The sequence below is a fragment of the Pyxidicoccus fallax genome (assembly GCF_012933655.1).
In the GTDB taxonomy this organism is placed as follows: Bacteria; Myxococcota; Myxococcia; order Myxococcales; family Myxococcaceae; genus Myxococcus; species Myxococcus fallax.
This window is the reverse complement of sequence record NZ_JABBJJ010000187.1, coordinates 1-24,884: the sequence shown is the minus strand read 5'-3', so window position 1 is coordinate 24,884 and position 24,884 is coordinate 1. Positions and strand designations below refer to the sequence as shown.

7 protein-coding genes are annotated in these 24,884 nt (G+C 73.5%); 1 reads left to right on the top strand and 6 read right to left on the bottom strand.

Translation table 11 applies throughout. From position 1 onward, the window contains the following. The 3 genes from HG543_RS32185 to HG543_RS32175 all read right to left on the bottom strand — a co-directional run. Positions 1-4,718, bottom strand: a 4,718-nt coding sequence (locus HG543_RS32185; protein WP_169348746.1) for a non-ribosomal peptide synthetase, incomplete at its 3' end; no start/stop codon positions are given. Beyond that, entirely contained in the window at positions 4,715-16,162 is an 11,448-nt protein-coding gene (locus HG543_RS32180; protein ID WP_169348745.1) for a non-ribosomal peptide synthetase/type I polyketide synthase, read from the bottom strand. The genes HG543_RS32180 and HG543_RS32185, both read right to left, overlap by 4 nt. Beyond that, the gene (locus tag HG543_RS32175) at positions 16,155-21,587 is read right to left on the bottom strand and encodes a non-ribosomal peptide synthetase (RefSeq protein ID WP_169348744.1); all 5,433 of its coding nucleotides are present in this window, start codon (positions 21,585-21,587) and stop codon (positions 16,155-16,157) included. The genes HG543_RS32180 and HG543_RS32175 overlap by 8 nt, the downstream gene beginning before the upstream one ends. Before the next feature lie 263 nt (positions 21,588-21,850). Here HG543_RS32175 and HG543_RS32170 point away from each other — a divergent pair, with 263 nt between their 5' ends. Continuing rightward, positions 21,851-22,831: an aldo/keto reductase gene (locus HG543_RS32170; RefSeq protein WP_169348743.1), complete on the top strand. Its 981-nt coding sequence runs from the start codon at positions 21,851-21,853 to the stop codon at positions 22,829-22,831. Between the two features lie 52 nt (positions 22,832-22,883). On the opposite strand, the gene HG543_RS32165 is transcribed toward HG543_RS32170, so the two are convergent. The 3 genes from HG543_RS32165 to HG543_RS32155 all read right to left on the bottom strand — a co-directional run. Further along, the gene (locus HG543_RS32165; RefSeq protein ID WP_169348742.1) at positions 22,884-23,669 is read right to left on the bottom strand and encodes a hypothetical protein; all 786 of its coding nucleotides are present in this window, start codon (positions 23,667-23,669) and stop codon (positions 22,884-22,886) included. A gap of 133 nt (positions 23,670-23,802) precedes the next feature. Continuing rightward, positions 23,803-24,375 carry a hypothetical protein gene (locus HG543_RS32160; protein ID WP_169348741.1) on the bottom strand — a complete coding sequence of 191 codons (573 nt, stop codon included), beginning with the start codon at positions 24,373-24,375 and terminating at the stop codon, positions 23,803-23,805. A gap of 70 nt (positions 24,376-24,445) precedes the next feature. Beyond that, the coding region (locus tag HG543_RS32155; RefSeq protein WP_246357448.1) for a uracil-DNA glycosylase family protein at positions 24,446-24,884 on the bottom strand (439 nt) is incomplete at its 5' end.

The window sequence follows — 24,884 nt, the reverse complement described above, 5'->3', positions numbered from 1 at the left end:
AAATAAGAGACAGCCCCCATCCGCCTCAGGTGGTGCGCCAGCTGGTTGGCCCGCCCGTTGAGCTGCGCGTACGTCAGCCGCTGGCCCTCGTACTCCACCGCCACCGCGTCCGGCGTCCGCTCCACCCGCGCCTCGAACAGCTCCGCCAGCGACGGCTCCCGCGGGTACTCCACCCTCCGGCCGCTCCACTCCTCCACCAGCCGCCGCTGCTCCCGCGGGCTCACCAGCGGCAGCCGCCACAGCTTCTCCCCAGGCTCCGCGACCGCGGCCTCCAGCAACACGCGCATGTGCTCCAGGATGCGGTCCGCCGTCTCCGGCTCGAACAGGTCGCTGTTGTAGTTGAGCAGCGCCGGCACACCGTCCTGCACCTCCTCGACCACCAGGGAGAGGTCGAACTTGGACGTGCCAGAGTCCGCCTCCAGGCCCGTCAGCGTCAGCCCGTCCCGGAGCTTCACCTCCGTCACGGGCGTGTTCTGCAGTGACAGCGACACCTGGAACAACGGACCGCGGCTCAAGTCGCGCTCGGGCAGCAGCGCCTCCACCAGCTTCTCGAAGGGCACGTCCTGGTGCGCGTACGCCCCCAGCGTCACCTCCCGCACCTGCCCCAGCAGCTCCCGGAAGCTCTCCTCCGGCCTCACCCGCGACCGCAGCACCAGCGTGTTGACGAAGAAGCCGATGAGCCCCTCCGTCTCCGCGTGCGTGCGCCCCGCGATGGGGAAACCCACCGAGACGTCCTGCTGCCCCGCGTACCTCGACAGCACCACCTGCCAGGCCGCCAGCAGCACCATGAACGGCGTCGCTCCCTCCGCGCGACTCAGGGCCTCCACCTGTCTCCACAGCGCCTTCGGCCAGACCTGCCGCCGGAAGCCACCCCGAAACGTCTGTGCCGCGGGACGCGGCCGGTCCGTCGGAAGCTCCAGCGCGCGCGGCGCCCCTTCCAACTGCTTGCGCCAGTAGTCGACCTGCGCCTCCAGCACCTCCCCCCGCAGCCAGCCGCGCTGCCAGACCGCGTAGTCCGCGTACTGCACTTCCAGCTCGGGCAGGGACGACGGCAGCCCGCGCGAGAATGCGTCGTAGAGCGCCGCCACCTCGCGCACCAGCACGCTGGTGGACCAGCCGTCCGACACGATGTGATGCAGCGTGAGCAGCAGGACGTGCCGCCGCGCCTCCAGCTTCAGCAGGCTGGCGCGCAGCGGAGGGCCTCGCTCCAGGTCGAAGGGACGCTGGGCCTCCGCGTCGGCCAGGCGCCGGGCCTCGACGTCGCGCTCGGCCTCGGGCATCCCGGACAGGTCCCCGCGCCCGAGCATGACGCGGGCTTCGCTCGACACGCGCTGCACGGGGCCCGTGCTCGACTCATGGAACGTGGAGCGCAGCACCTCGTGCCGGCGGACCAGCTCGGAGAGGGCGCGCTCCAGGGCCTCCACGTTCAGGTCGCCATCGAGCCGCACCGCGGCGGGCAGGTTGTAGACCGCGCTGTCGGGCCGCAGCCGATCCAGGAACCACAGCCGCTGCTGCGCGAACGACAGCGGGAGGTCGCCCGTCCGAGGAACGGGCACCAGCGGCGGCCGGGGCGTGCCCGTGGGCCGGCTCGCGGCCTCGATGCGCTCGGCCAGGAGCGCCAGCGTGGGAACCTCGAAGAGCGCGCGCAGGGGCAGCTCGGCGTTCAGCACGCCGCGCACGCGCGAGGCAACGCGCGTGGCCAGCAGCGAGTGCCCTCCGAGCGCGAAGAAGTTGTCATGCACGCCCACCCGCTCGACGCCCAGCACCTCACGCCACAGGTCCGCCAGCAACTGCTCGGTGGGCGTCCTCGGGGCGACATACTCCCGGGTGCGCTCGACCTGGGTGGCGTCGGGCGCCGGCAGCGCCTTGCGGTCCACCTTGCCGTTGGGCGTGCGCGGCAGCGCCGGCAGCACCACGAAGGCGGAGGGCACCATGTACGCCGGCAGCCGCTGCCTCAGGAGGTCACGCAGCGCGGCGGTGTCGAGGGCCGCGGGGGCTTCACCCGCCGGGCCACGCGGACCCGGGCTGACGTAGGCCACGAGGCGCTTGTCGCCGGGCACGTCCTCGCGCGCCAGCACCACGGACTCGCGCACGCCCGCGCACGCGGCCAGCGCCGCTTCCACCTCGCCCAGCTCGATGCGAAAGCCCCGCACCTTCACCTGGAAGTCGGCACGGCCCACATAGGCGATGCGCCCGTCGGGCAGATAGCGGGCCAGATCTCCCGTGCGGTACATGCGCGCGCCCGGCGTGGTGCTGAAGGGGTTGGGCAGGAAGCGCTCCGCGGTGAGGTCCGGCCGGCCGAGATAGCCACGGGCCAGTCCCTCGCCGCTGAGGTACAGCTCCCCGGCGACGCCCAGTGGCACCGGCTGGAGCCGCGAGTCGAGCAGGTAGACGGCGGTGTCGGACAGGGGCCGGCCGATGGTGGGCTCGGCGTCAGGGGGCACGCGGGCCCAGGTGGAGTAGGTGGTGTCCTCGGTGGGGCCGTAGAGGTTGAAGACGTCCCGCACGGTGCCGGTGGCGTAGAGGGCCTCCACCAGCGGGCGCGGCAGCGCCTCGCCCGCGAGGTTGACGGTGCTCACCGAGGCCGGCACGGCACGCGCGCGCACCAGCTCCGCCATGGCGGAAGGCACCGTGTTGACGAGTGTCACCTCCTTCGCCGCCGGCAGTGAAGGCAGGGCCAGCGCGTCATCGGCCACCACCACCGCGCCGCCGCACGCCAGCGGCGCGAACATCTCGAAGACGGACAGGTCGAAGTTGATGGAGGTGGCGAACAGGGTGCGCGAGAGCTGCTGGGGCGAGAAGCTGCGCGTGGCCCAGCGGAGGAAGGCGACGGCCCCCCGATGCGTCAGCGCCACGCCTTTGGGCCTGCCGGTGGAGCCGGACGTGTAGAGGATGGCGCACAGGTTGTCGGGCAGGGCCGGGCATGGCGAAGCCGACGCGGGAAGCCGCGCGAGGCGCTCCGCCTCGGCGTCCACGCACACCACCACGGCACCCGATGGGTCCAGGTGCCCGGCGAGGGCCTGGGTGGTGAGCAGCACCGCGGGAGAGGCGTCCCGCACCACCAGGGCCTGACGCTCCGTCGGCCAGTGGGGGTCGAGCGGGACATAGGCACCTCCGGCGCGCTGGACGGCCATGAGGGCGACGACGAGCTCGGCGGACCGGCCGATGCACACGCCGACGCGAGACTCGGGGCCGACGCCCAGGGACTTCAGGTGGTGGGACAGCCGCAGGACCCGCGCGTGCAGCTCCGCGTACGTCCACCGCTCCTGGCCGGAGATGAGGGCCACCGCGTCGGGCGTGCGAGCCACCTGCGCTTCGAGCACCTGGGGAATGTTGCGCTCGGAGGCCTCGGGCAGGCGCGTGTCGTTCCACTGCACCAGGAGCCGGTGCCGCTCCTCCGCGTCCACCGGGGAGAGCGTTCCCAGAAGACGCCCCTCCCCCTGGGCCATCTCGCGCAACAGGTGGCGCAGGTGCGCCAGCATCCGCTCCACCGTCGGGACGTCGAAGCGCTCGGCGCTGTGGGAGATGCGCAGCGTCAGCTCACGGCCGGGCACGGCCACGAGCGACAGCGGGTGGTTGTCCACCTCCACCGAGCGGATGTCCCCGACCTGCAACCCCGGGATGGCGCGGGTGAGCGCGGCATCCACCGGATAGTTCTCCACGACGACCAGCGTCTCGAAGAGCGGCGTCCCCGCGGGGAGGTCGCTCCAGCGCCGCACCTCCACCAGGGGCGTGTGCTCATGCTGCCGCGCCTCCAGCAGCCAGTCCTGCAGCTCCCGCAGCCACGCGTCAACGCTCGCGGACGGAGGCAGCCGCACGCGCACGGGGATGGTGTTGATGAACAGGCCCACCATGTCCTCGACGCCGTTCAGCTCCCCGGGGCGTCCGGACACCGTCACACCGAAGAGCACGTCGTCGGTGCCGCTGTAGCGCCCGAGCAGCAGCGCCCACGCCGCCTGCACCAGCGTGCCGGCCGTCAGCCCCCGCTTCCGCGTGAAGGCCTCCAGCGCCGCGGCCTCCTCCCCTCCCAGCCGCAGCACCCTCTCGCCGCGGCCCGTGCCCGCGCCGAGCGCACCGCCCACCGTCAGGGACGTGGGCTCGGAGAATCCCGCGAGCGACCGCCGCCAGAAGTCCCGCGCCTGTCCCGCGTCCCGCTCGCCCAGCCACGCGATGAAGTCGCGGTACGGCCTCGGCGAGTCGACCCGCCCGGGCCGCCCCGACTGACTCGCCGCGTACAGCGCGAACACGTCGCGCATCAGCAGCGGGAGCGACCAGCCATCCAGCATCAGGTGCGAGTGGCTGAAGCAGAACCGCCACGCCGCGTCCTCCGTGCGGAAGAGCGCCAGCCGCACCAGCGGCGCGCTGGACAGGTCGAAGCCCTCGCGCTGGTCGTCCTTCACGAAGGCGGCCAGCTTCGCCTCGCGGGCCTCGGGCGTCAGCCCGCGCCAGTCCTCCCTGCGCACGGGCAGGTCCACCTCGCGCAGCACCACCTGCACGGGCTCGTCCACGTCGTCCCAGACGAGCGCCGTGCGCAACACCGGGTGCGCCTCCACCGTGCCCCGCCACGCGGCGATGAAGGCATCGACGTCCAGCCGTCCGCGCAGCTCGCAGACGAGCTGGTTGAAGTACAGCCCCTGCCCCGGCTCCGCGAGGGTGTGGAAGAGCATGCCGCCCTGCAGGGGCGACAGCGGGTACAAATCCTCGATGTTGTCGCTCATCGCGTCTTCTTCCCGAACCTCGCGGACAGCTTGTCGAGCTGCGCCTGCTTCACCTTCGCGAGCGGGAAGTCGGACGGAGAGTGCCCGCCCGCCTCCGGTGCCCGCGACGCCACCACCAGGGCCTTGAGCCGCGCGAGGAAGTCCTCCGCCACGCGCGTCACCGTCTCGCGCCGGTGCACCGCCTCGCTGAAGGTCCACGTCACCTCCAGCCGGCCGTCACGCACCGCGCTCGTCACGTCCAGGAGGTACGGCCGGCGCGAGCTGGCGGCCCGCTGCCGCAGCCCCTCGCCTTCCGGCGCGAGCGCGAAGGGCGCCCCCGCTCCCACGGCCCCGTCCACCTGGCCCAGGTGGTTGAAGCCCACCTCCGCCGTCGGCAGCGCCGCCAGCGACGCATCCCTCGCCACGTACCGCAGCAGGCCCCAGCCCATGCCCTGCGACGGCACCGCGCGCAGCGCCTCCTTCACCGTGCGCAGCGCCTCGCCCGGGCCGTGCGTGCCCTTGAGGTCGAGCAGCGCCGGGAAGAAGCGCGTGAACCAGCCCACCGTGCGCGACACGTCCACGCCCGGGAGCACCTCCTCGCGCCCGTGGCCCTCCACGTCGACGAGCGCCGCGCTCCGGCCCGTCCAGCCCGCCAGCGCCTGCGCCAGCGCGGTGAGCAGCGGGTCTTGCGGCTGCGTGTGCCACGCCTTGGGCACGTCGTGCAGCAGGGCCTTCGTCTCCTCCACGTCCAGCGCCACGCGCAGGGTGCGCGCGGTGGCCTCGGTGTTCACCCCGTCGGAGAAGTCCACCGGCAGCCGCGCGGCCTCCGTCCACGGCCGCTCCAGCCACCACGCCTTCTCCGTGGCCAGCTTCTCCGAGCGGGCCAGCGTCTCCAGCCCGCGCGCCCACGCCTGGAAGGACGTCGTCTTCGGCGGCAGCCGCACGGCCTGTCCCGCCGCGAGCCACCCGTACGCCGCCGCCAGGTCCTCCAGCAGGATGCGCCACGACACCGCGTCCACCGCGAGGTGGTGCACCGCCAGCAGCAGCCGCGCCGGCTGCCCCGCGCCCATGTCCAGCAGCACCGCCCGGACGAGCGGGCCCTCCAGCCGCAGCGACTGCTGCACCTCCGCCGCCTTCCGCTCCAGCGCCTCCACGCGCGCGTCCACGGACACGGTGGACAGGTCCACGCGCTCCAGCGTCACCGGCGCGCCGGGTGCTTCCGAGGCCTGGTGCCAGCCGTCCTCCGCGCGGGCGTAGCGCAGGCGGAGCGCGTCGTGGTGCTCCACCACGTGCGCCAGCGCCCGCTCCAGCAGCGCCGGGTCCAGCGCGGCCCGGGACTCGAGCAGCAGCGACATGTTCCAGTGGTGCGGCTCCTCCAGGCCCAGCTCGAAGAACCAGCGCTGGATGGGGGTGAGCGCCACCGGGCCCACCACCGGCCCCTGCTCGGCCTGCACGGCGAGCCGCGTCCCCGCCACCGCCGCCAGCCGGGCCACGGTGGGGTTCTGGAAGAGCTGCTTCGGGGACAGCTCGATGCCGGCCGCGCGGGCGCGGGTGATGATCTGCAGGCCGAGGATGGAGTCGCCGCCCAGCTCGAAGAAGTCATCGTGGATGCCCACGCGCTCCACGTTGAGCACCTCGCGCCAGAGGGCCGCGAGCTTCTCCTCCACCTCCGTGCGCGGAGCCACAGCCGCCGCGTCCTTCGCCTCCGGGGCCTGCCGCTCCGGCGCGGGCAGCGCGCGAGCGTCCACCTTGCCGTGCCGCGTGCGGGGCAGCGCGGGCAGCGCCACGTACGCCGCGGGCACCATGTACGGCGGGAGGCGGGACAAAAGCCACGCCTTCAGCTCCGTGGCCAGCAGCTCCTGCCCCTTCGGCACCACGTAGGCGACGAGCCGCTTCGGGCCCTTGCCGTCCTCCCTCGCCACCACCGCGGCTTCCTTCACCTCGGGGTGGGCGAGCAGCGCCGCCTCCACCTCGCCCGGCTCGATGCGGAAGCCGCGCACCTTCACCTGCGCGTCCGCGCGGCCGAGGAACTCCAGCGTTCCATCCGCGCGCCAGCGGGCCAGGTCGCCCGTGCGGTACATCCTCGCGCCGGGGCGCCCGTCGAACGGGTCCGCCACGAAGCGCTCGGCCGTGAGCACCGGCTGGCCCAGGTAGCCGCGCGCCACGCCCGCGCCACCCACGTACAGCTCACCCGGTGCCCCCGGAGGCACCAGCCGCCGCCGCGGGTCCAGCAGGTACACCCGGGACCCGGGCACCGCCCGGCCGATGGGCACGCTGCCCTGCTCGTCCGGCCGCACACGGTGCGCCGTGCACCAGATGGTGGCCTCCGTGGGGCCGTACTCGTTGAACAGGGACACCGACGGCAGCGCCTCATGGTGCGCGCGCGCCAGCTCCACCGGAAGCGCCTCGCCACCCACGCTCACCACGCGCAGGCCGGACAGGCCGCCCACCGGCGCCGCCGCGAGCACCTGCCCGTAGAGCGCCGGCACCGAGATGAGGTGCGAGACGCCCGCCCGCGCCATCAGCTCCGCGAGCTTGCGCGGGTCCTCGCGCTCCTCCGCGTCCGGGTAGCGCAGCGTGCCGCCTTCGAAGAGCGACCAGAACAGGCCCGCCAGCGAGGCGTCGAAGGTGAACGGCGCCAGCGCCAGCACCACGCCGGGCGCGCCGTGCACCTCGCTCCGGGCCCGCGTGGCGGAGACGAGCTGCCGGTGCTCCATCACCACGCCCCGGGGCTTTCCGGTGGAGCCCGACGTGTAGACGATGCACGCCGCATGGTGGGCTTCCGGCCCGTGAGGCGTCGCGCCCGCCGTGTCGGGCAGCGACTCCAGCGACACCACCGCCGTGCCCTCGCGCGACGGCACGCGCGAGCGCCACGCCTCCGACGTGACGACGGCCGCGGCGCGCGTGTCCTCCAGGATGCCGGAGAGCCGCTCCGCCGGGTGATCCACGTCCAGCACCACCGCCGCCGCGCCCGCGCGCATGACGCCGAGCATTCCCGCCACCACGTCCGCGGGCTGCACCAGCGCGAGCGCCACCACCGCGTCCCGTCCCACGCCCAGCCCCGTCAGGTGCCGGGCCAGCTTCGCGGACAGCGCGTCCACCTCGCGGTAGGTGAGCCTCCGGGCGCCATCCTCCACCGCCACCGCGTCCGGCGTACGCGCCGCCTGCGCCGCGAAGCGCAGGGGCACCGTGTCGACGGTGAGCAGCTCGGGCGCCGGGTGCGGGTTCCACTCGACGAGGAGCCGCTGGCGCTCGGCGTCGGACAGCAGCGAGAGCCGCGACATCCGCCGCTCGGGGGCCGCGGCCACCTCCTCCAGCAGGCGGAGCAGGTGCCCCGACAGGCGGGAGATGGTGTCCGCGTCGAAGAGGTCGGTGTTGTACTCGATGCCACCCACGAGGCCCTCGCGCGACTCGACCAGCTCCAGCGTGAGGTCCAGCTTGGTGGCGCCCGTGTGCACCACGCGGCTGCGGATGTGCACGCCGGCCAGCGCCAGCTCGGGCGCGGGCGTGTTGTGCAGCACCAGCATCGTCTGGAAGATGGGCGTGTGGCTCAAGTCACGAGCCACGTGCAGCGCGTCCACCAGCTTCTCGAACGGCACCTCCTGGTGCGCGAAGGCGCCCAGCGCCGAGCGGCGCACGCGGCCGAGCAGCTCCGAGAAGGACGGGTCGCCCGACAGGTCCGCGCGCAGCGCGATGGAGTTGATGAAGCAGCCGATGAGCGGCTCGATTTCAGGCCGGTTGCGGCCCGCCACCGGCGTGCCCACCGCGAAGTCCTCCTGCCCGGAGTACGCGTGCAGCAGCGCCTGCCATGCCGCCATCAGCACCATGAAGGGCGTGGCGCCCTCGCGCCGTCCCACCGTGGCCAGCGCCTCGGAGAGCCGCTGCGGGACGACGACGGGCAGCCGCGCGCCGGGGTACGTCTGCACCGGAGGCCGGGGCCGATCCGTGGGCAGGCGCAGCACCGGCACGTCCGCCAGCACCTCGCGCCACCAGTCCTGCTCGGCCTTCAGCTCGGGGCCGCGCATCCACTCCAGCTGCCAGACGGAGTAGTCCGCGTACTGCACGGGCAGCGCGGGCAGCGGCGACGACTGGCCCTCCATGAAGGCGCCGTACAGCCGCGCCAGCTCGTGCATCATCACACCGGCCGACCAGCCGTCGGAGATGATGTGGTGCAGCGCGAGCAGCAGCACGTGCTCGGTGCCGCTGACCCGCAGCAGCGCCGCGCGCATCAGCGGGCCCGCCTGCAGGTCGAAGGGACGGCGCGCCTCCTCACGGGCCCAGCGAGCGACCTCGTCCTCGCTGGCGCCTTCCGACACCGAGAGGACGATGGGCACCTCCAGCGACGGCGCGATGACCTGCACCGAGCCCGAGTCGGCCATGGTGAAGGTGGTGCGGAGCACCTCGTGCCGGCGCACCACCTCGTTGAGGGCGCGCTCCAGCGCGGCCACGTCGAGCGTGCCCGAGAGGATGAGGGTGACGGCGTTGTTGTACGCGACGTTGCCCGGCTCCAGGTGGTCCAGGTACCAGAGCCGCTGCTGCGCGAAGGACAGCGGCAGCGGCTTGTCGCGGGACACGCGCGGGATGGGCGGCGGGCCCTCGGGCTTCTTCGCCCCGGACGCCGCGGCGACCTTCGGCGGCTTGGGACGGCGGGTCGGCATGGGCAGCGGGGCCAGCAGCTCCAGCGAGCCGTCCAGCCGGCGCCGCGCACGGCGTCCCGTCGCGAGCCTGCGCTCCCCGTCCGCCGAGGCGCGGAGGACGCGGAGCGAGGCGGAGCCCGCCGCGTTCCAGAAGCCGCGCGGGACACCCGCGCCCGAGACGGTCAGCTCACCCACCACGCCTGGAGGCAGCGACGCGCCCCGGGCGTCCACCACGTCCCAGGAGGACTCCGGCGGCAGGGCGCCCAGGCCGAGCCCCGCGTCACGCGGCACGACCTTCGACGGCAGCGCGCGGGACAGCGTGGCCGTCACCTCCGGCGTCGCGCCCTCCAGCAGCACGCGGCGCACGGAGCCCAGGGCCTCGCCCGCTCCGGGCAGCTCCGCCAGCGCGCGGGCGAGCGTCGCGGTGCAGTGCAGCCAGGTGACGCCCGTGTCGCGGACGAGCGCCAGCAGCGCCTCCGCCGCGTTCGGGCCTTCCTCGAGCGTCGCCACGGGCACGGGCGCCGCGGGCTCCGGCGAGTACCGGGCGCGCAGCGCGTCCAGGTGCGTGAGGCCCTCCAGCGTGGCCTCCACCTCGACACCGAAGTCCACGAGGCAGGCAAGCTCGTCCACGTCGAGCCGGCGCACGCGCTCCACCACGGGGCCGCAGGAGTCCGGCGTGCCGAAGAGGCCACCGTCCTCCACGTAGCGCTCCAGCCCGTGCTCCAGCAGCGCGTCCACGTCGGCGGGCGTCAGCGAGCGCGGGTCCATCTTCAGGCCCTGGCTCGCCACGAAGCCCGCGAGGATGTCCACCGAGCTGCGGAAGTAGTTGAGCAGCGGCTGGCGCACGCGACGCCGGACCTCGGCCGGGTCCGCGCCGAGGTACGCATGCATCATGAGGCTCACGTGGCCCCGGCCCGCGTGCCCATGCTGCCGCCACGCGTCGCGGTACAGCGCCACCTTCCCGGCCAGCTCGTCCAGGTGCTGGCCCATCAGGTTGGTGAGCACGTACGCGCCCATCTCGCCCGCGAGCCGGAAGGTCTCCGGGCTGCCGGCCGCGGTGAGCCAGATGGGCAGCTCCTTCTGGACGGGGCGCGGACGCAGGGACAGCTCCACCTCGTCCCCCGCGCCGTTGCGCCGGCGCACGGTGCCGCCTCGCCACAGCGAGCGCACCTCTTCCACGCCGCGCAGCATGACCTCCTTGCGGCGCGCGTACCGGTCCGGCGCGAAGACGAAGTCGTTGGCGTGCCAGCCCGAGGCGAACGACACGCCCACGCGGCCGTCGGAGAGGTTGTCCAGCACGGACCACTCCTCCGCCACGAGGATGGGGTCATGCAGCGGCAGCACCACGCTGCCCGCGCGGATGCCCACGCGCTCCGTCACCGAGGCCACACCCGCGCCCACCACCGCCGGCCTCGGGTACAGGCCGCCGAAGGCGTGGAAGTGCCGCTCCGGCGTCCACACCGCGGAGAAGCCATTCGCATCCGCGAACTTCGCCGCCTCCAGCAGCAGCCGGTACTTGCGCCCGCCGAGCGAGTCCTCGTCGTTGGCGAAGAACGACAGGCTGAAGTCCGGGCCGCGACGCGAGGCGACGCCTCCCGTGGAGAGCACGTGGAAGCGGGCCTTGTCGGCGGGCATCACCACGCGCAGGCCGCGCGTCAGGGCCCACAGCGACTCCAGGCCGGTGCCGGGCGCGTGCGACTCCTCCACGTCGAGCCAGGCGCCTCCCGCCGTATCGCCGCTCGCGTCCAGGCGGCGGAACAGGTCCGCCACCGTGCGGTGCGTGTGCACGGCGCGCAGCGCGTCTCCCGCGGGGCCCACCATGGGCTCCAGGCAGACCATCGTCTCCGCGGACACGTTGACCGGGCGGCTCCGCTCGCGGAGCTCCGCGGCACGCGAGACACGGCGCACCGACTCGGCGAGGGCCGCCACCGCGACATTGCCGGCGCGGGCCAGGACGTCCGTCCCATCCGCGAGCAGCGCGTCCACCTGCAGGACGCGGGACGCGTCGAGCGCCGCGCTCGTCCGCACGCGCGAGTGGGTGAGCAGCAGTGGCGGCGCTCCACCCTCGGGAGCGAGCGCGGCCAGCTCGCGGAGCTGCGGCACGGTGAGCAGCACGTACGCGCCGCCCGCCTCCAACACGGCCCAGAGCGCCGCCGTGCGCTCCACGGACGGCTCCAGGCACACGGCCACCAGCACCTCGGGGCCCACGCCCCGGTCCACCAGCTCCGCCGCGAGCCGTCGCGCCTTCTCGCGCAGCTCGCCCCAGGTGACGCTCCTGTCGCCCTGGAGGAGGGCCACGGCTCCGGCGTCCATCCCGGCGCGGGCCTCCAGCAGCGAGGCCACCGGCAACAGCGGAGCCTCCTCTCCACGCGCGAGGGCCGCGACGGTACGCGGAGCCCCGGTCTCCAGCGGCAACGTGGAGAGCCGCAGCTCCGGGTCGGCCACCGCCGCCGCGAGCAGCGCGGTCCAGTGCGCCACCAGGCGCTCCATCGTCTCCGGCGCGAAGCGCTCCTCGGCGTAGTCCAGCGTCCCGGCGAAGCCCTCGTCGTCCTCGCCCATGGACACGGACAGGGGCGACAGCACGGCGCCGAACTGCGCCGGTCCGTCCTGCACCTCCACGAGGCTCATCGTCAGGCCCGGCAGCTCCAGGCGCGGCGCGAACTGGTTGTGCAGGATGAACAGCGTGTCGAACACGCGCTCGCGGCCCGTGTCCTTCGCGGGCTCGATTTCCCGCACGAGGTGCTCATAGGGCACGTCCGGATGCGCGTACGCCTCCAGCACCACGTCCCGCACGCGGCCGAGCAGCTCGCGGAAGGTCGGGTCTCCGGACAGGTCCGTGCGCAGCGGCACCGCGTGCGCCACGTAGCCGATGACGGGCTCCAGCTCCGGACGGCTCCGGTTGCCGATGGGCGTGCCCACCACCAGGTCGTCACGGCCCGACCAGCGCGCGAGCAGCGCGTTCCACGAGGCCAGCATCACCATGAACGAGGTGACGCCCTCGCGCTGCGCCAGCGCGTGCACCGCGTCCGTCATCGCCTTGGGGAAGCCGACATTGCGGCGGATGGCGCTCAGCGCGGGACCATCTCCGCGCGGGCGGTCCACCGGCAGGTCCAGCGGGCCGGGCAGCGACACCAGCCGCTCGCGCCACGCGGCCATCTGCGAGGAGAACGCGCCCACCTCCAGCGCCTTGCGCTGCCAGGCCGCGTAGTCCGCGTACTGCACCGCCAGCTCCGGCAGCGGTGACGGCTGGCCCTGCTGGAGCGCGCCATACAGCGCTCCCACCTCGCGTCCGAGCACCACCAGCGACCACGTGTCACACACCACGTGGTGCACCGTGACGACGAGCAGGTGCTCGTCCTCCGTCACCCGCAGCAGCCGCGCGCGCACCACTGGCCCGCGCTCGATGTCGAGCGGCCGCGCCGTCTCCTCGTGCACCAGCTTGCGCCACGCCGCCTCGCGCGCCTCGGGGGTGGTCCCCGCCACCTGCTCCACCGAGAGGGGCAGCCGCAGCTCCGGAGCGATGCGGAGCACCGTCCGCCCGTCCACGCTCGGGTACGACGTGCGCAGCGCCTCGTGGCGGCGCGTCACCGTCTCCAGGCTCCGCTCCAGCACCGCCACGTCCAGCGTGCCGCGCATCCGCAGCACCATGGACATGTTCAGCGCGGGGTTGCCCGGCAACGCCTGCTCCAGCGCGACGACGCGCTCCTGCACCACGGACAGCGGCAGCGCCCCATCGCGAGGAATGCGCACCAGCGGCGGCAGCGCGGCCTCGGCACCCTCCCCTCCCGCCGTGCCCAGCCGCGCCTGGATGCGCGCGGCCACGCCCGCCACGGTGGGCGCTTCGAACAGGTCGCTCAGCGGCAGTTGGACGGGGAAGGCCTCGCGCAAGCGCGTCAGCATCTGCGCCGCCATCAGCGAGTTGCCACCCAGCTCCAGGAAGTCGTCGTTGATGCCGAAGTCCGTGCGCCCCAGCCGCTCGCGCCAGATCTCCAGCACCTTGCGCTCCACGTCCGTGCGCGGCGCGGCCTTGTCCGGCGGCGTCTCCACGGACACGGAAGCCGGGGCCGCCGCGACGGGAGCCTGCTCACCGTGGGTGACGGTCGCCCCCTGCACCAGGGTGACGGCGGCGGCCGCCGTCTGCGCCGGAATGACTTTGGGCACCTCGACGCCGAAGGCCTGCCGCTCGTAGGGGTACGTGGGCAGCGACAGCCGGCGGCGCTGCTCGTGCGCGTAGACGTCGTTCCACCGCACCTCCAGGCCCTGCTCCCACAGCGCGCCCAGCGCCTCGGAGAACACGGCGTGCTCGCTGGACTTCGCGCCCGCGCGCGGCAGCGAGGGCACCACCCGTCCCGCCTGTCCGCGCACGCCCAGCCGGGCCAGCGCCGTGAGCGCCTGGTCCGGGCCCACCTCCAGGAACACCGTGCACCCGTCCGCCTTCAGCGCTTCCAGCCCGTCCGCGAAGCGCACCGGCGCGCGCATCTGCCGCGCCCAGTACGCCGGGTCCGTCGCCTCCTCCGCGCGAATCCACGTGCCGGTGACGCTGGACACGTAGGGCACCTCGGGGGGCGACAGGCGCAGGCCCGACACCACCCGCTTCAGCTCCTCCATCAGCGGCTCCACCGCCGTCGAGTGGAACGCGTGCGCCGCCGGGAGCCGCAGCACGCCGATGCCGCGCGACTCCAGCTCACGCTCCAGCGCCTCCACCTCCGCCGTGGGCCCGGACACCACGCACCGCTCCGCCCCGTTCACCGCCGCCAGCGCCAGTCCACCCGACAGCAGCGGGCGCACCACCTCCTCCGCGCCGCCCACCGCCGTCATGCTCCCCGGCGGCATCCGCGCCATCAGCCGACCGCGCGCCGTCACCAGCGCCAGCGCGTCCTCCAGCGGCATCACCCCCGCGAGGCACGCCGCCGTGTACTCACCAAAGCTGTGCCCCAGCAGGGCATACGGCTTCACGCCGTACGCCTCCCACATCCGGGCCAGCGCGTACTCCACGGAGAACAGCGCGGGCAGCGCGAAGCGCGGGTCCGCCAGCGTCTCGCGCGCCGCCGCCTCCGTGCCCGGCGCCGGCAGCAACAGCCCGCGCACCGCCGTCTCCAATTGCGGCCCCAGCCCCGTCAGGCAGGCGTCCAGCGCCTCGCGGTACGCGGGCTCCGCGCCGTACAGCTCGCGCCCCATGCCCACCGACTGCGCGCCCTGCCCCGGCAGCAGGAAGGCCACGCGCCGCTCCTTCACCGCCGCCACGTCCTCCAGCACCTGCGTCTTGCCGGACGCGCGCAGCCGCGCCAGCAGCTCCGCCCGGTCCTTCGCCACCACCGCGCGCCGGTGCTCGAAGGCCCGCCGTCCCACGTTGCGCGTGAAGGCCACGTCCGCGAGCGCCACGTCCGCGGGCGCCGTCTCCAGCCAGTCCGCCAGCCGACGTGCCGTCGCGTCCAGCGCGCCCGCCGTGCGGGCCGACAGCGTCACCACCTGCGAGGGCCGGGCGCTCGGCGCGGCCGGCGGAGGCAGCGGTGCCTCCTCCAGCACCGCATGCGCGTTGGTGCCGCCAATGCCGAACGAGCTGACGCCCGCGCGCCGGGGCACGTCGCCCCGGGGCCAGGCGCGCCGCTCGCTGACGACGAAGAACGGGCTGTTCGCGAAGTCGATGGCCGGGTTGGGCTTCTCGAAGTTCAGGCTCGGCGGCAGCTCCTCATGGTGCAGCGCCAGGGCCGCCTTCATGAGGCCGGCCAGGCCCGCGGCCGTGTCCAGGTGGCCGATGTTCGTCTTCAGCGAGCCCAGGCCGCAGTAGCCCTTCCGGTCCGTCTGCTTCCGGTACGCCCGGGTGAGCGCCGCCACCTCGATGGGGTCCCCCAGCGCGGTGCCGGTGCCGTGCGCCTCCACGTAGCCGATGTCGCCCGCCTCCAGCCCCGCGTACGCCAGCGCCTCGCCGATGACGTCCGCCTGCCCCTCCACGCTGGGCGCCGTGTAGCCCACCTTCAGGCCACCGTCGTTGTTGAGCGCGGAGCCCCGGATGACCGCGTACACATGGTCCCCGTCGCGCAGCGCGTCCTCCAGCGGCTTGAGCACCACCGCCGCCACGCCGTTGCCCGGCACCGTGCCCGCGGCCTTCGCGTCGAACGCGCGGCAGTGCCCGTCCGGGGACAGAATCATCCCGTCCTGGAAGAGGTAACCCGTGCGCTGCGGCAGCGACAGCCGCACCGCTCCCGCGAGCGCCATGTCCGACTGGCGCAGCAGCAGGCTCTGACAGGCCATGTGCACGGCGACGAGGCCCGTGGAGCACGCCGTGTACACGGCCATGCTCTCGCCGCGCAGGCGCAGCTTGAACGACGCCTTCGTCGCGAGGTTCTCACCCGTGGTGCCCAGCAGCTCGAAGAGCGAGGCCGGGTCCAGCTTCCCCTGCCCCAGCAGCGACAGCGTGTGCAGCGACGGCCCCGCGCCCGCGTAGAGGGAAATCTTTCCCGTGTACCGCTCCGGGTCGTACGCGGCGTCCTCGAGCGCGGCATAGGCGCACTCCAGGAAGACGCGCTGCTGCGGGTCCATCCACTTCGCCTCGCGCGGCGGCACGTCGAAGAAGCCCGCGTCGAAGGACTCGCCCTCCTCCAGCACCGAGGCGGCGGGCACGAAGTCCGGGTGCTTGCGCACGGACTCGGGCACCAGCGGCGAGGCCTCCAGCACTTCCTGCTTCAGGCGGGAGATGGACTCCACGCCCTCCACGAGGTTGCGCCAGAAGGCCCGCATGTCCGCGGCGCCCGGAAAGCGCCCGGCCATTCCGATGATGGCGATGTCATTGCCACTCACGCCCGTTGCCTCGTCCTGATGATCAGCCATGGCGTCCGGTATTCCTTCCGCGTCGCTGGAGGACCTGCCTGCGGGCCTCCGCGCGCTCCTGGTGCTTGACGTCGTCGGGCTCCGGCTTCGCCTCGGCGGACAGCCGCCGGGCGAGCGCGTGGACCGTGGGATGTTCGAAGAAGTGGGTGATGGGGACGTCCCGGCCGAGCGCCTCGCGCAGCCGCGAGCACGCCCGCACCGCGCCGAGCGAGCTGCCGCCCAGGTCGTCGAAGAAGTGCGCGTGGACGCCGACCGACGTGTGCCCCAGGGCCTCCGCCCAGGCGCGGGCAATCGTCTCCTCCAGCGGCGTGCGGGGCGCGCCATCCGGCGCCGCGGTCCGCGTGGGCGGCGGCAGCGCGCGCGCGTCCACCTTGCCGCTGGCCAGCAGCGGCAGCGCCTCCAGCGCGACGATGTCGGCGGGAACCAGGTGCTCGGGCAGGCGCGCGCGCAGCAGGGCCCGCACCTCGCCCGGCGCGAGCGGCTCATTGGACGCCGGCACGACGTACGCCACCAGCCGCGGCTCGCCGCCCGCCGGGGGGCGCCACACGGTGACATGGGCCTGTCGCATCCCGGCCAGCTCGCGCAGGGCCACCTCCACCTCGCCCGGCTCGATGCGGAAGCCGCGCAGCTTCACCTGCGCGTCCACGCGGCCGGAGAAGTCCAGCCGCCCGTCTGGACGCCAGCGCACCACGTCACCCGTGCGGTACAGCCGCGCGCCCGGCTCGCCCCCGTACGGGTCCGGCACGAAGCGCTCGGCCGTGAGGTCCGGCCGGCCCAGGTAGCCGCGTGCCACCGAGGGGCCTCCCACGTACAGCTCTCCCGCGACACCCACGGGGACCGGCCGCATGGCCTCGTCCAACACGTAGACATCCACGTACGGCAGCGGCCGGCCGATGGAGGGCGGACCGGCCTCGTCGGGCGAGCACCACTCCCACGTGGCGCAGACCGTTATCTCGGTGGGGCCGTACGCGTTGACGAAGGCGCGGCCCGGCGCGAAGCGGGCCACGAGGTCCGCCGGACACGCCTCGCCCCCGGACAGCAGCATCTTCAGGTCCGGCAGCGGCGCTTCGGGCAGCAGCGAGGAGACGGACGGCGGCAGCGTCACCAGGGTGATGCGCTCCTCGCGAAGCACGCGGAGCAGGGCCTCGCCCGCGAGCAACTCGCCCGGCGGCGGCAGGTGCAGCGCGGCGCCGGAGGTGAGGCCCTGGATGTACTCGGACACCGAGGCATCGAAGGACGGCGAGGAGAACTGGAGCACGCGCGAGCCCGGGCCGACGCCCAACCCCGTCACCGTGGCCTCGGCCAGATGGCACGCGCCCCGGTGGGTGACGACCACGCCCTTGGGCCGCCCGGTGCTGCCGGAGGTGTAGATGACGTACGCCGCGCGGTCCGGCGAGGACACGGCCACGCCCGGCATCGGCGTCTCCGTGCTCGCTCCCGGCGCGCCGTGCTCCTCCCAGCGCAGGGGCTCCACGCCCTCGGGGAGCGTCAGGCGCTGCAACAGCCGCCCATGGGCCAGCAGCACGCGCGCGCCCGCGTCGGCCAGTGTCCACGCCACGCGCTCGGGAGGATGGGACGGCTCGAAGGGCACCACGGTGCCGCCCGCCTTCAGCACGGCGAGGAAGGCCACCACCGCCTCCGGCCCGCCCCGCTCCAGCAGCGCGCCGACGCGGACCTCGGGTCCCACACCGTGACGCCGCAGCCGCGCCGCGAGCCGTCCGGCCCACGTGTCCAGCTCGCGATACGTCCACCGCGACGCACCGGCGACGAGCGCCACCGCGTCCGGCGTCCGCTCCACCCAGGACTCGAAGTGGTGGTGGAGACCTTCCGCGTCCGGAATCTCGCGCGTGACGGCCTTCCTCCGCCCCAGGTCCAGCAGCGCGCGCTGCTCCTCGGCGCCCAGCAGGGGCAGTTCCACCAGCGGCACGTCCGGAGTGGCCGAGGCGACCTCCAGCATGGCGCGCAGGTGGTGCGCCATGCGGGCGGCGGCGTCCGCGTCGAAGAGGTCCGCGCAGTACTCGAGGCTGGCCGCGTAGCCGCCGTCCACCTCGGCCATCATCAGCGTGAGGTCGAACGCCGACGCGCGGTGTCCCAGGGGGACGGACTCCAGCTCCAGCGCGCCCAGGCGGACGCGCGCGCCCGGCTCGCCCAGGGCGAAGGCACCGAGCGACTCGCGACCGGGCCGGCCGGACTGCAGGGCGAACATCGCCTGGAAGACGGGCGCGCGAGACGGGTCCCTCCGAGGCTGGAGCCGCTCGACGAGGCGCGCGAAGGGAAGCTCCTGGTGCTCCAGCGCCTCCAGCACGGTGCCGCGCACCTGGGCGAGCAGTCCGGAGAAGGTCAGCGCGCGCGGCAGTCGGGCGCGCAGGGCCACCGGGTTGACGAAGTAGCCCACCTGCCGCGACAGGTCCGCGCGCGAGCGGCCCGCGGTGGGCGTGCCCACCACGACGTCGTCCTGCCCGGTGTAGCGGCGCAGGAAGGCGAGATACCCGGCCAGCAGCGTCATGAAGGGCGTGGCGCCATGCGCGTGCGCCAGGGCCTTCAGGCGCGCGGCCGTCTGGGGCTCCACGCGGAAGGACACGGTGGCGCCGCGGAAGGACTGGAGGCGGGGGCGGGGCCGCGACGTGGGCAGCTCCAGCGCCGGCAGCGCGCCGCCCAGCCGCTCGCGCCACCAGGCCTGGAGCGCCTCGCCCGGAGCGCCGGTGTACCGCGACGCCAGCGACTGGAGGATGGCAGGCGCCGACGGCGGAGGCGGAAGCAGCGCGGCGGGCGAGCCCTGGACCTCGGCGGTGTAGAGCGCGCCCAGCTCCTCGGCGAGCACCTCCAGCGACCAGAAGTCGGTGATGAGGTGATGCAGCACGAGCAGCAGCACCGACCCACCCGGAGCGCCGGTGAACAGGCGCACGCGCACCAGGGGGCCCCGCTCCAGGTCGAACGGGCGATGGGCCTCGGTGTCGAGCCGCTCGCGCAGCGCCTCGGCGGTGAGCGCGGAGGCGTCCTCGCGCTCCAGCGACGGCGGGGTGGCGGAGGGCCGGCGCACCGGTTCGCCCCGCTCCTCGGGGAATGCGGAGGCCAGGGCCGGGTGGCGGCTCACGAGGACCGAGAACACCCGCGCGAGCACGTCGGCGTCGACGGCCGAGGTGAACCGCACCGCGCGGGCCACGTGGTACGCCGTGCTGCCGGGGGCCATGCGCTGGAGGAACCAGAGCGCGCGCTGGCCGTCGGACACGAAGGTCTCCGTGCCTTCGGGAGAAGGCGTCGCCGTATCAGCCGAGGCCGCGCCGCGCTTGCGCTCCACCCACTCCGTCACCTCGCGCAGGCTCGGTCCCTGGAGCAGCAGCGCGGCGGGCAGTGACACGCCCCACCCTTCCTCCACCGCGTGCAGCACCTCCAGCGCGCGCAGCGAGTCCAGACCGAAGTGCGTGAGCGGCGTGTCCGCGTTCAGCTCGCGAACGTCCATGTTGAGCAGCCGCGCGACCCGCGACGTGAGCCACGGGAGCATGTCCTTCGGCTCCGCGGTTCCCGCTGCCGGCGCACCACCCACCGACGCGCCCTCACGTCCCGACCCCGCCGCCATGGAGGCCCCTTCACGCCCCGCCTCCACCGACACGCCCTGCCTCGCCGACGCATCGGACCCGTCCTCAGGCCCTGCCGCCGCCGCGCCCTCACGCCACTCCCGTACCACCTCCAGCGTCCCCGACAGGAACGCCTCGCGGCACGCGCGCCGCTGCACCTTGCCGCTGGACGTCTTCGGCAGCGAGCCCGCGGCGATGAGCACCACCGCGTGCGCGGCCACGCCATGCTCCTCGGCCAGCGCGGCGCGGACGCGCGCGAGCACCGTGTCCACCTCGCCCGCGTCCACCGTCTTCGCGGAGATCTCCTGCACGAGCGCCAGTCGCTCCTCGCCCGCCACCTCCACCGCGAACGCGGCGCCACAGCCAGGGCGCAGGCCCGGGTGGCTCCGCTCCACGGACAGCTCCAAATCCTGCGGGTAGTGGTTGCGCCCGCGCAGCACCAGCACGTCCTTCAGCCGCCCGGTGACGAACACCTCGCCCCCGTCCAGCACACCCAGGTCTCCGGTGCGCAGGAAGGGCCCCTCGCCCGAGCCCGCAAGCCGCCCCTGGAACGTCCGCTCCGTCTCCTCCGGCCGCTGCCAGTACCCGTCCGCCACGCTGGGCCCACGCACCCAGATTTCGCCCACCCGGCCCGGGCCACACGGAGTCAGCGTCTCCGGGTCCACCACCCGAAGCTCCTGCCCGCCGAGCGACGCGCCACACCCCACCAGCACCGCCTCCGCGTCACCGGCCGCCGGTGTCCGCGCCTCGCCGTGTCGCAGTCCTTCACGCGCGAAGCGCCGCACCACCGGGGCCGCCACGCGCGTGCCTCCGGTGACGATGAGCGTCCCCTCCGCCAGCCCGTAGCACGGGTAGAACGCCTCGCGCCGGAAGCCCGCCGGAGCGAACGCCTCCGCGAAGCGCTCCAGCGTCTCCGCGCGCACCGGCTCCGCGCCGCAGAACGCCACCTCCCAGCGGCTCAAATCCAACGCGGCCCGCTCCTCCGGCGTGCTCTTGCGCACGCACAGGTCGAACGCGAAGTTCGGCCCGCCGCTCACCGTCCCTCCGAACCGCGACACCGCCTCCAGCCACCGCAGCGGCCGCTGGAGGAAGGACAGCGGCGGCATCAGCACCGTGGGGATGTCCCGGAACAGCGGCTGGAGGATGCCGCCGATGAGCCCCATGTCGTGGTACGGCGGCAGCCAGATGACGCCCACCCCGTTGGGCCCCGCGTCGAACCCGCGCGTAATCAGCGTCGAGTTGTGCAGCAACTGACGGTGCCGCAGCACCACGCCGCGCGGCGTCCCCGTGGAGCCGGACGTGTACTGGAGGAACGCCACCGCGTCGCCGCCCAGGGACGGTGCCCGCCACGCCTCCGCCCCGCTCGCGGGCACCGCGTCCGTGGCCAGCCAGCGCAGCGCGCGCAGGTCCGGCGCGTCCGCCGTGAGCGGCTCCACCATCTCCGCGATGAAGGACGTGGTGAGCGCCACGCGCGCGTCACAGTCCGCCACCAGCGCCTGGAGCCTCGGCAACGTGCGGCCCAGCCGCATCGGGTCCGGCGGATACGCGGGCACCGCCACCACTCCCGCGTACAGGCACCCCAGGAAGCCCAGCACGTACTCGCGCCCGGGCGGGTACAGCAGCAGCGCGCGCTCACCCGGTGCCAGATGTTGCTGCAGCAGTGTTGCCACCGCGCGCGCTCCGGCATCCAGCTCCGCGTAGGTGAGTGTGCTCTCGCCTTCCTCTTCCAGGAAGGTGAAGACCCGCTCCCCGCCTTGCGCAGCGGCCCGAGCCCTGCAGACATCGACGAAGCTGGCATCCTCGGGACAGACGAATTCAGAGGCGGGGTCGGCGCGAGTCGGCAGGTACATGTCGGAGTCTCGGGGGGCGGCCTTCTCGAAGAGGGCGGCGACCGTAACGTCGTGACGCACACCCCGCCCGCAAAACCCGGGGAGCCGGCACGCCGATACGCCCAACGCCCCCTCGGATTGCCCGTACTCTTTAGCGGTTTCTTCGGACGCAGAAAAGACACGCGTTCATTTTCGACCCACCCATCCGAGGTATGACGTGACGCACCAATGACGACGCGTCTGCTGAGTCGCGGTCATCAACGATGTGCGAGGGAGGAGCACCGATGAAGTACACGTACCTGGGCCGCACGGGCCTGCGGGTGTCTCGCATCTGTTTGGGCTGCATGAGTTACGGCACGCCCACCTGGCGTCCGTGGGTGCTGGACGAAGAGGCCGCGCAGCCCTTCTTTCGCCGAGCGGTCGAACTGGGCATCAACTTCTTCGACACGGCGGACATGTACTCGCTGGGCGTCAGCGAGGAGGTGACGGGCCGCGCGCTGCGCCGCTACGCGCGCATGGACGAGGTGGTGCTGGCCACCAAGGTGTTCTTCCCCATGGGCGACGGGCAGAACATGCGCGGCCTGTCGCGCAAGCACATCGTCCAGGGCTGCGAGGCGAGCCTGAAGCGGCTGGGCGTGGAGGCCATCGACCTCTACCAGATTCACCGCATGGACCCGCACACGCCGCTGGAGGAGACGCTGTCCGCGCTGGACCAGCTCGTGCGCCAGGGGAAGGTACGCTACCTGGGCGCGTCGTCCGCGTACGCGTGGCAGTTCGCGCGGGCGCTGGGCGTGGCGGACCTGAATGGCTGGTCGCGCTTCGTCTCCATGCAGGGGCACTACAACCTCGTCTACCGCGAGGAGGAGCGGGAGATGCTGCCCCTGTGCGAGTCGGAGGGCATCGGCGTCATCCCCTGGTCTCCGCTGGCGCGCGGCCTGCTCGCGGGCACGCGCAAGTCGCTGAAGGACCGCGAGTCCACGACGCGTGCGCAGTCGGACACCTTCTCCAACCAGCTCTACGACCAGCCCGGGGACTGGGAGGTGGCGCAGGCGAACCGGGACGTGGCCGCCGCGCGCAACGTGCCGCCCGCGCAGGTGGCACTGGCGTGGCTGTTGTCGAAGCCCGCGGTGACGGCGCCCATCATCGGCGCCACGAAGCTGGAGCACCTGGAGGACGCCGTGCGCGCGGTGGACCTCAAGCTGACGGCGGACGAAATCAAGGCGCTGGAGGCGCCCTACAAGCCGCACGAGGTGCGCGGCATCTGAGCGTCCGAGCCGCCGCTCCCCGAGGGTGCGTCACGAGGAGCGGTGGAATGCCTCAGAGGTCGTGCTGGACGGGGATGACCTCGGGCGAGGAGCCCAGGGCGGCCTTCGGCCCGGAGCCGCCGTAGGCGATGGCCTCGATGCGGTTGACGGCGGGGGCGTGCGGCTCTCTGGGCAGGCACTCCGCGTCGGTTTCTTCGATGCGCAGCTCCGGGCGGGCCTCGCGGACGCGGGGGAGCTGGGGCGGCACGTAGTTGACGGTGTCCTCGAAGGCGTAGCGCGTCAGCATCCGCGTCACGGGCTGGTAGCCGCAGAGCGTCACGGCATTGAGCAGGCCGCGGCCGCCGCCCTGGCCGCGTGACGGCACCAGGCCGCGCTCCACGCCAGTGTCCACGTAGGTACCGGTCGCGACGCGGGCGCCCTGCTGGGACATGCAGGTGTACTCCGGCCGGGACACGGGCCGCTGGACGAGCGTCAGGGCCGGGGAGCGGGAGCCGGACTCGGCGGTGCGCATGCCCCGCTGGATGTCGCGGGCGGTGCCCTCGGGGACGAGGCGGGTGCGGCACTCCAGGGGCTGGCCGTTCTCCTCGGCCATGAAGACCACCTGCACGTCGCTGACGAAGTGGGCGCCGGAGGCCTCGGCGCGCTCCATGAATTGGAGGACGAGCTCGGTGCCGTCCTGGTCCTTGCCGAAGGGCATGGAGATAGCCCAGGGCTCCAGGCCTGTTTGCAGCGCCAGCTCGGCCGGGGTGATGAGGACGTTTGGGCCGGAGCGGCCCTTGGGGCCATGCGCGCAGGCGGCGGAGAGAAGCAGCAACAGGGCCAGGGATGAGCGACGCATCGGGTGTCCTCCTGGATGTCGGCGGGCTGGAGCCACGGTAGCGCCGGCCCCACCTCACGGGCCAGGAGCACCACCGGGGCGCAATCATCTGGAGAACGGACGATATGGGCGCGTGTCTCGCGCATTCAGGCGCTCAGGGGATGATTTCGGGGCGGTCGGTGAACAGCGCGTCGAAGAGCGTCGTCTCGGGCGGTTCCTTGGATTCGACGAAGAGAGGAACCGGAGTCCTCGCGAACGCGGGCGGTAGTTCGGTGACTCCGAACTCCGCCTCGAGCCGTGTTGCGATGACAGAGGCCACGGCAGCCAGGTGCGGAGGAAGTGGCACGAAGCGGACCGTGGCGCTCTTGCGAACGCGGCCCTCGAATTCGAACTCCACGCCGTAGAGTGAATAGACCGGAGCCAGGATGCTGACACACCCCACGACGGCCCAGCGGACCTCAGGATGCGGGTAGCTGCTGGCCGGATATGCGATGCATCGGAAGCAGGGCGACAATGGCGCGGTGCCATCTCCGAAGGTGAAGCCAGGGAGTTCTTGTTCGAGTGCTCTCAGGAACGCGCGCCAGCGCTCCATCTTGAGCAACTCCTGCTGCCAGAGCGCCGCGAGGCGCTCGTGCTGCGGACTGGCCTCCTGCCGGAGGTAGTATTCCTTCGTCGTGTCCCGGTAGCGGCTTGCAACCTCGAACAACTGCTGCGCTGTCAGGGTCATGGGAGGAGGCCCGGGTCAGAGGGTGAACTCGCCAAACTCCACATTGCACGTGGGCGCGTCTCCGCCCACTTCACGCGACTCCGTCCCGCGACAGCGCCTTGCGCAGCCACTCCGCCGCGGAGCGCAGGTCCGCTTCGAAGTGGATGCGCGCCTCCGCCCGCTTGCGAGGGTCCGGCATGCGCAGCAGCGCCGACGGGTGGAACGTGGCCATCCACCCGTCCGCCCAGGGCGTGTCGAACACCTGTCCGCGACTGAGATTGATGCGGAACCCCGGCCCCAGGAACGCCTGCGCCGCCGTGGCCCCCAGCGCGACAATCAACCTCGGCCGCACCGCCGCCACCTCCGCCTCCAGCCACCCCCGGCACGCCAGCACCTCCGTGCGCCCCGGTGACTGGTGCAGCCGACGCTTGCCGCCCTCCCCTTCCGTCCACCCGAAGTGCTTCACCGCGTTGGTGACATACAGCTCCGAGCGCTTCAGCCCCGCCCGCCCCAGCACCTCATCCAACAAC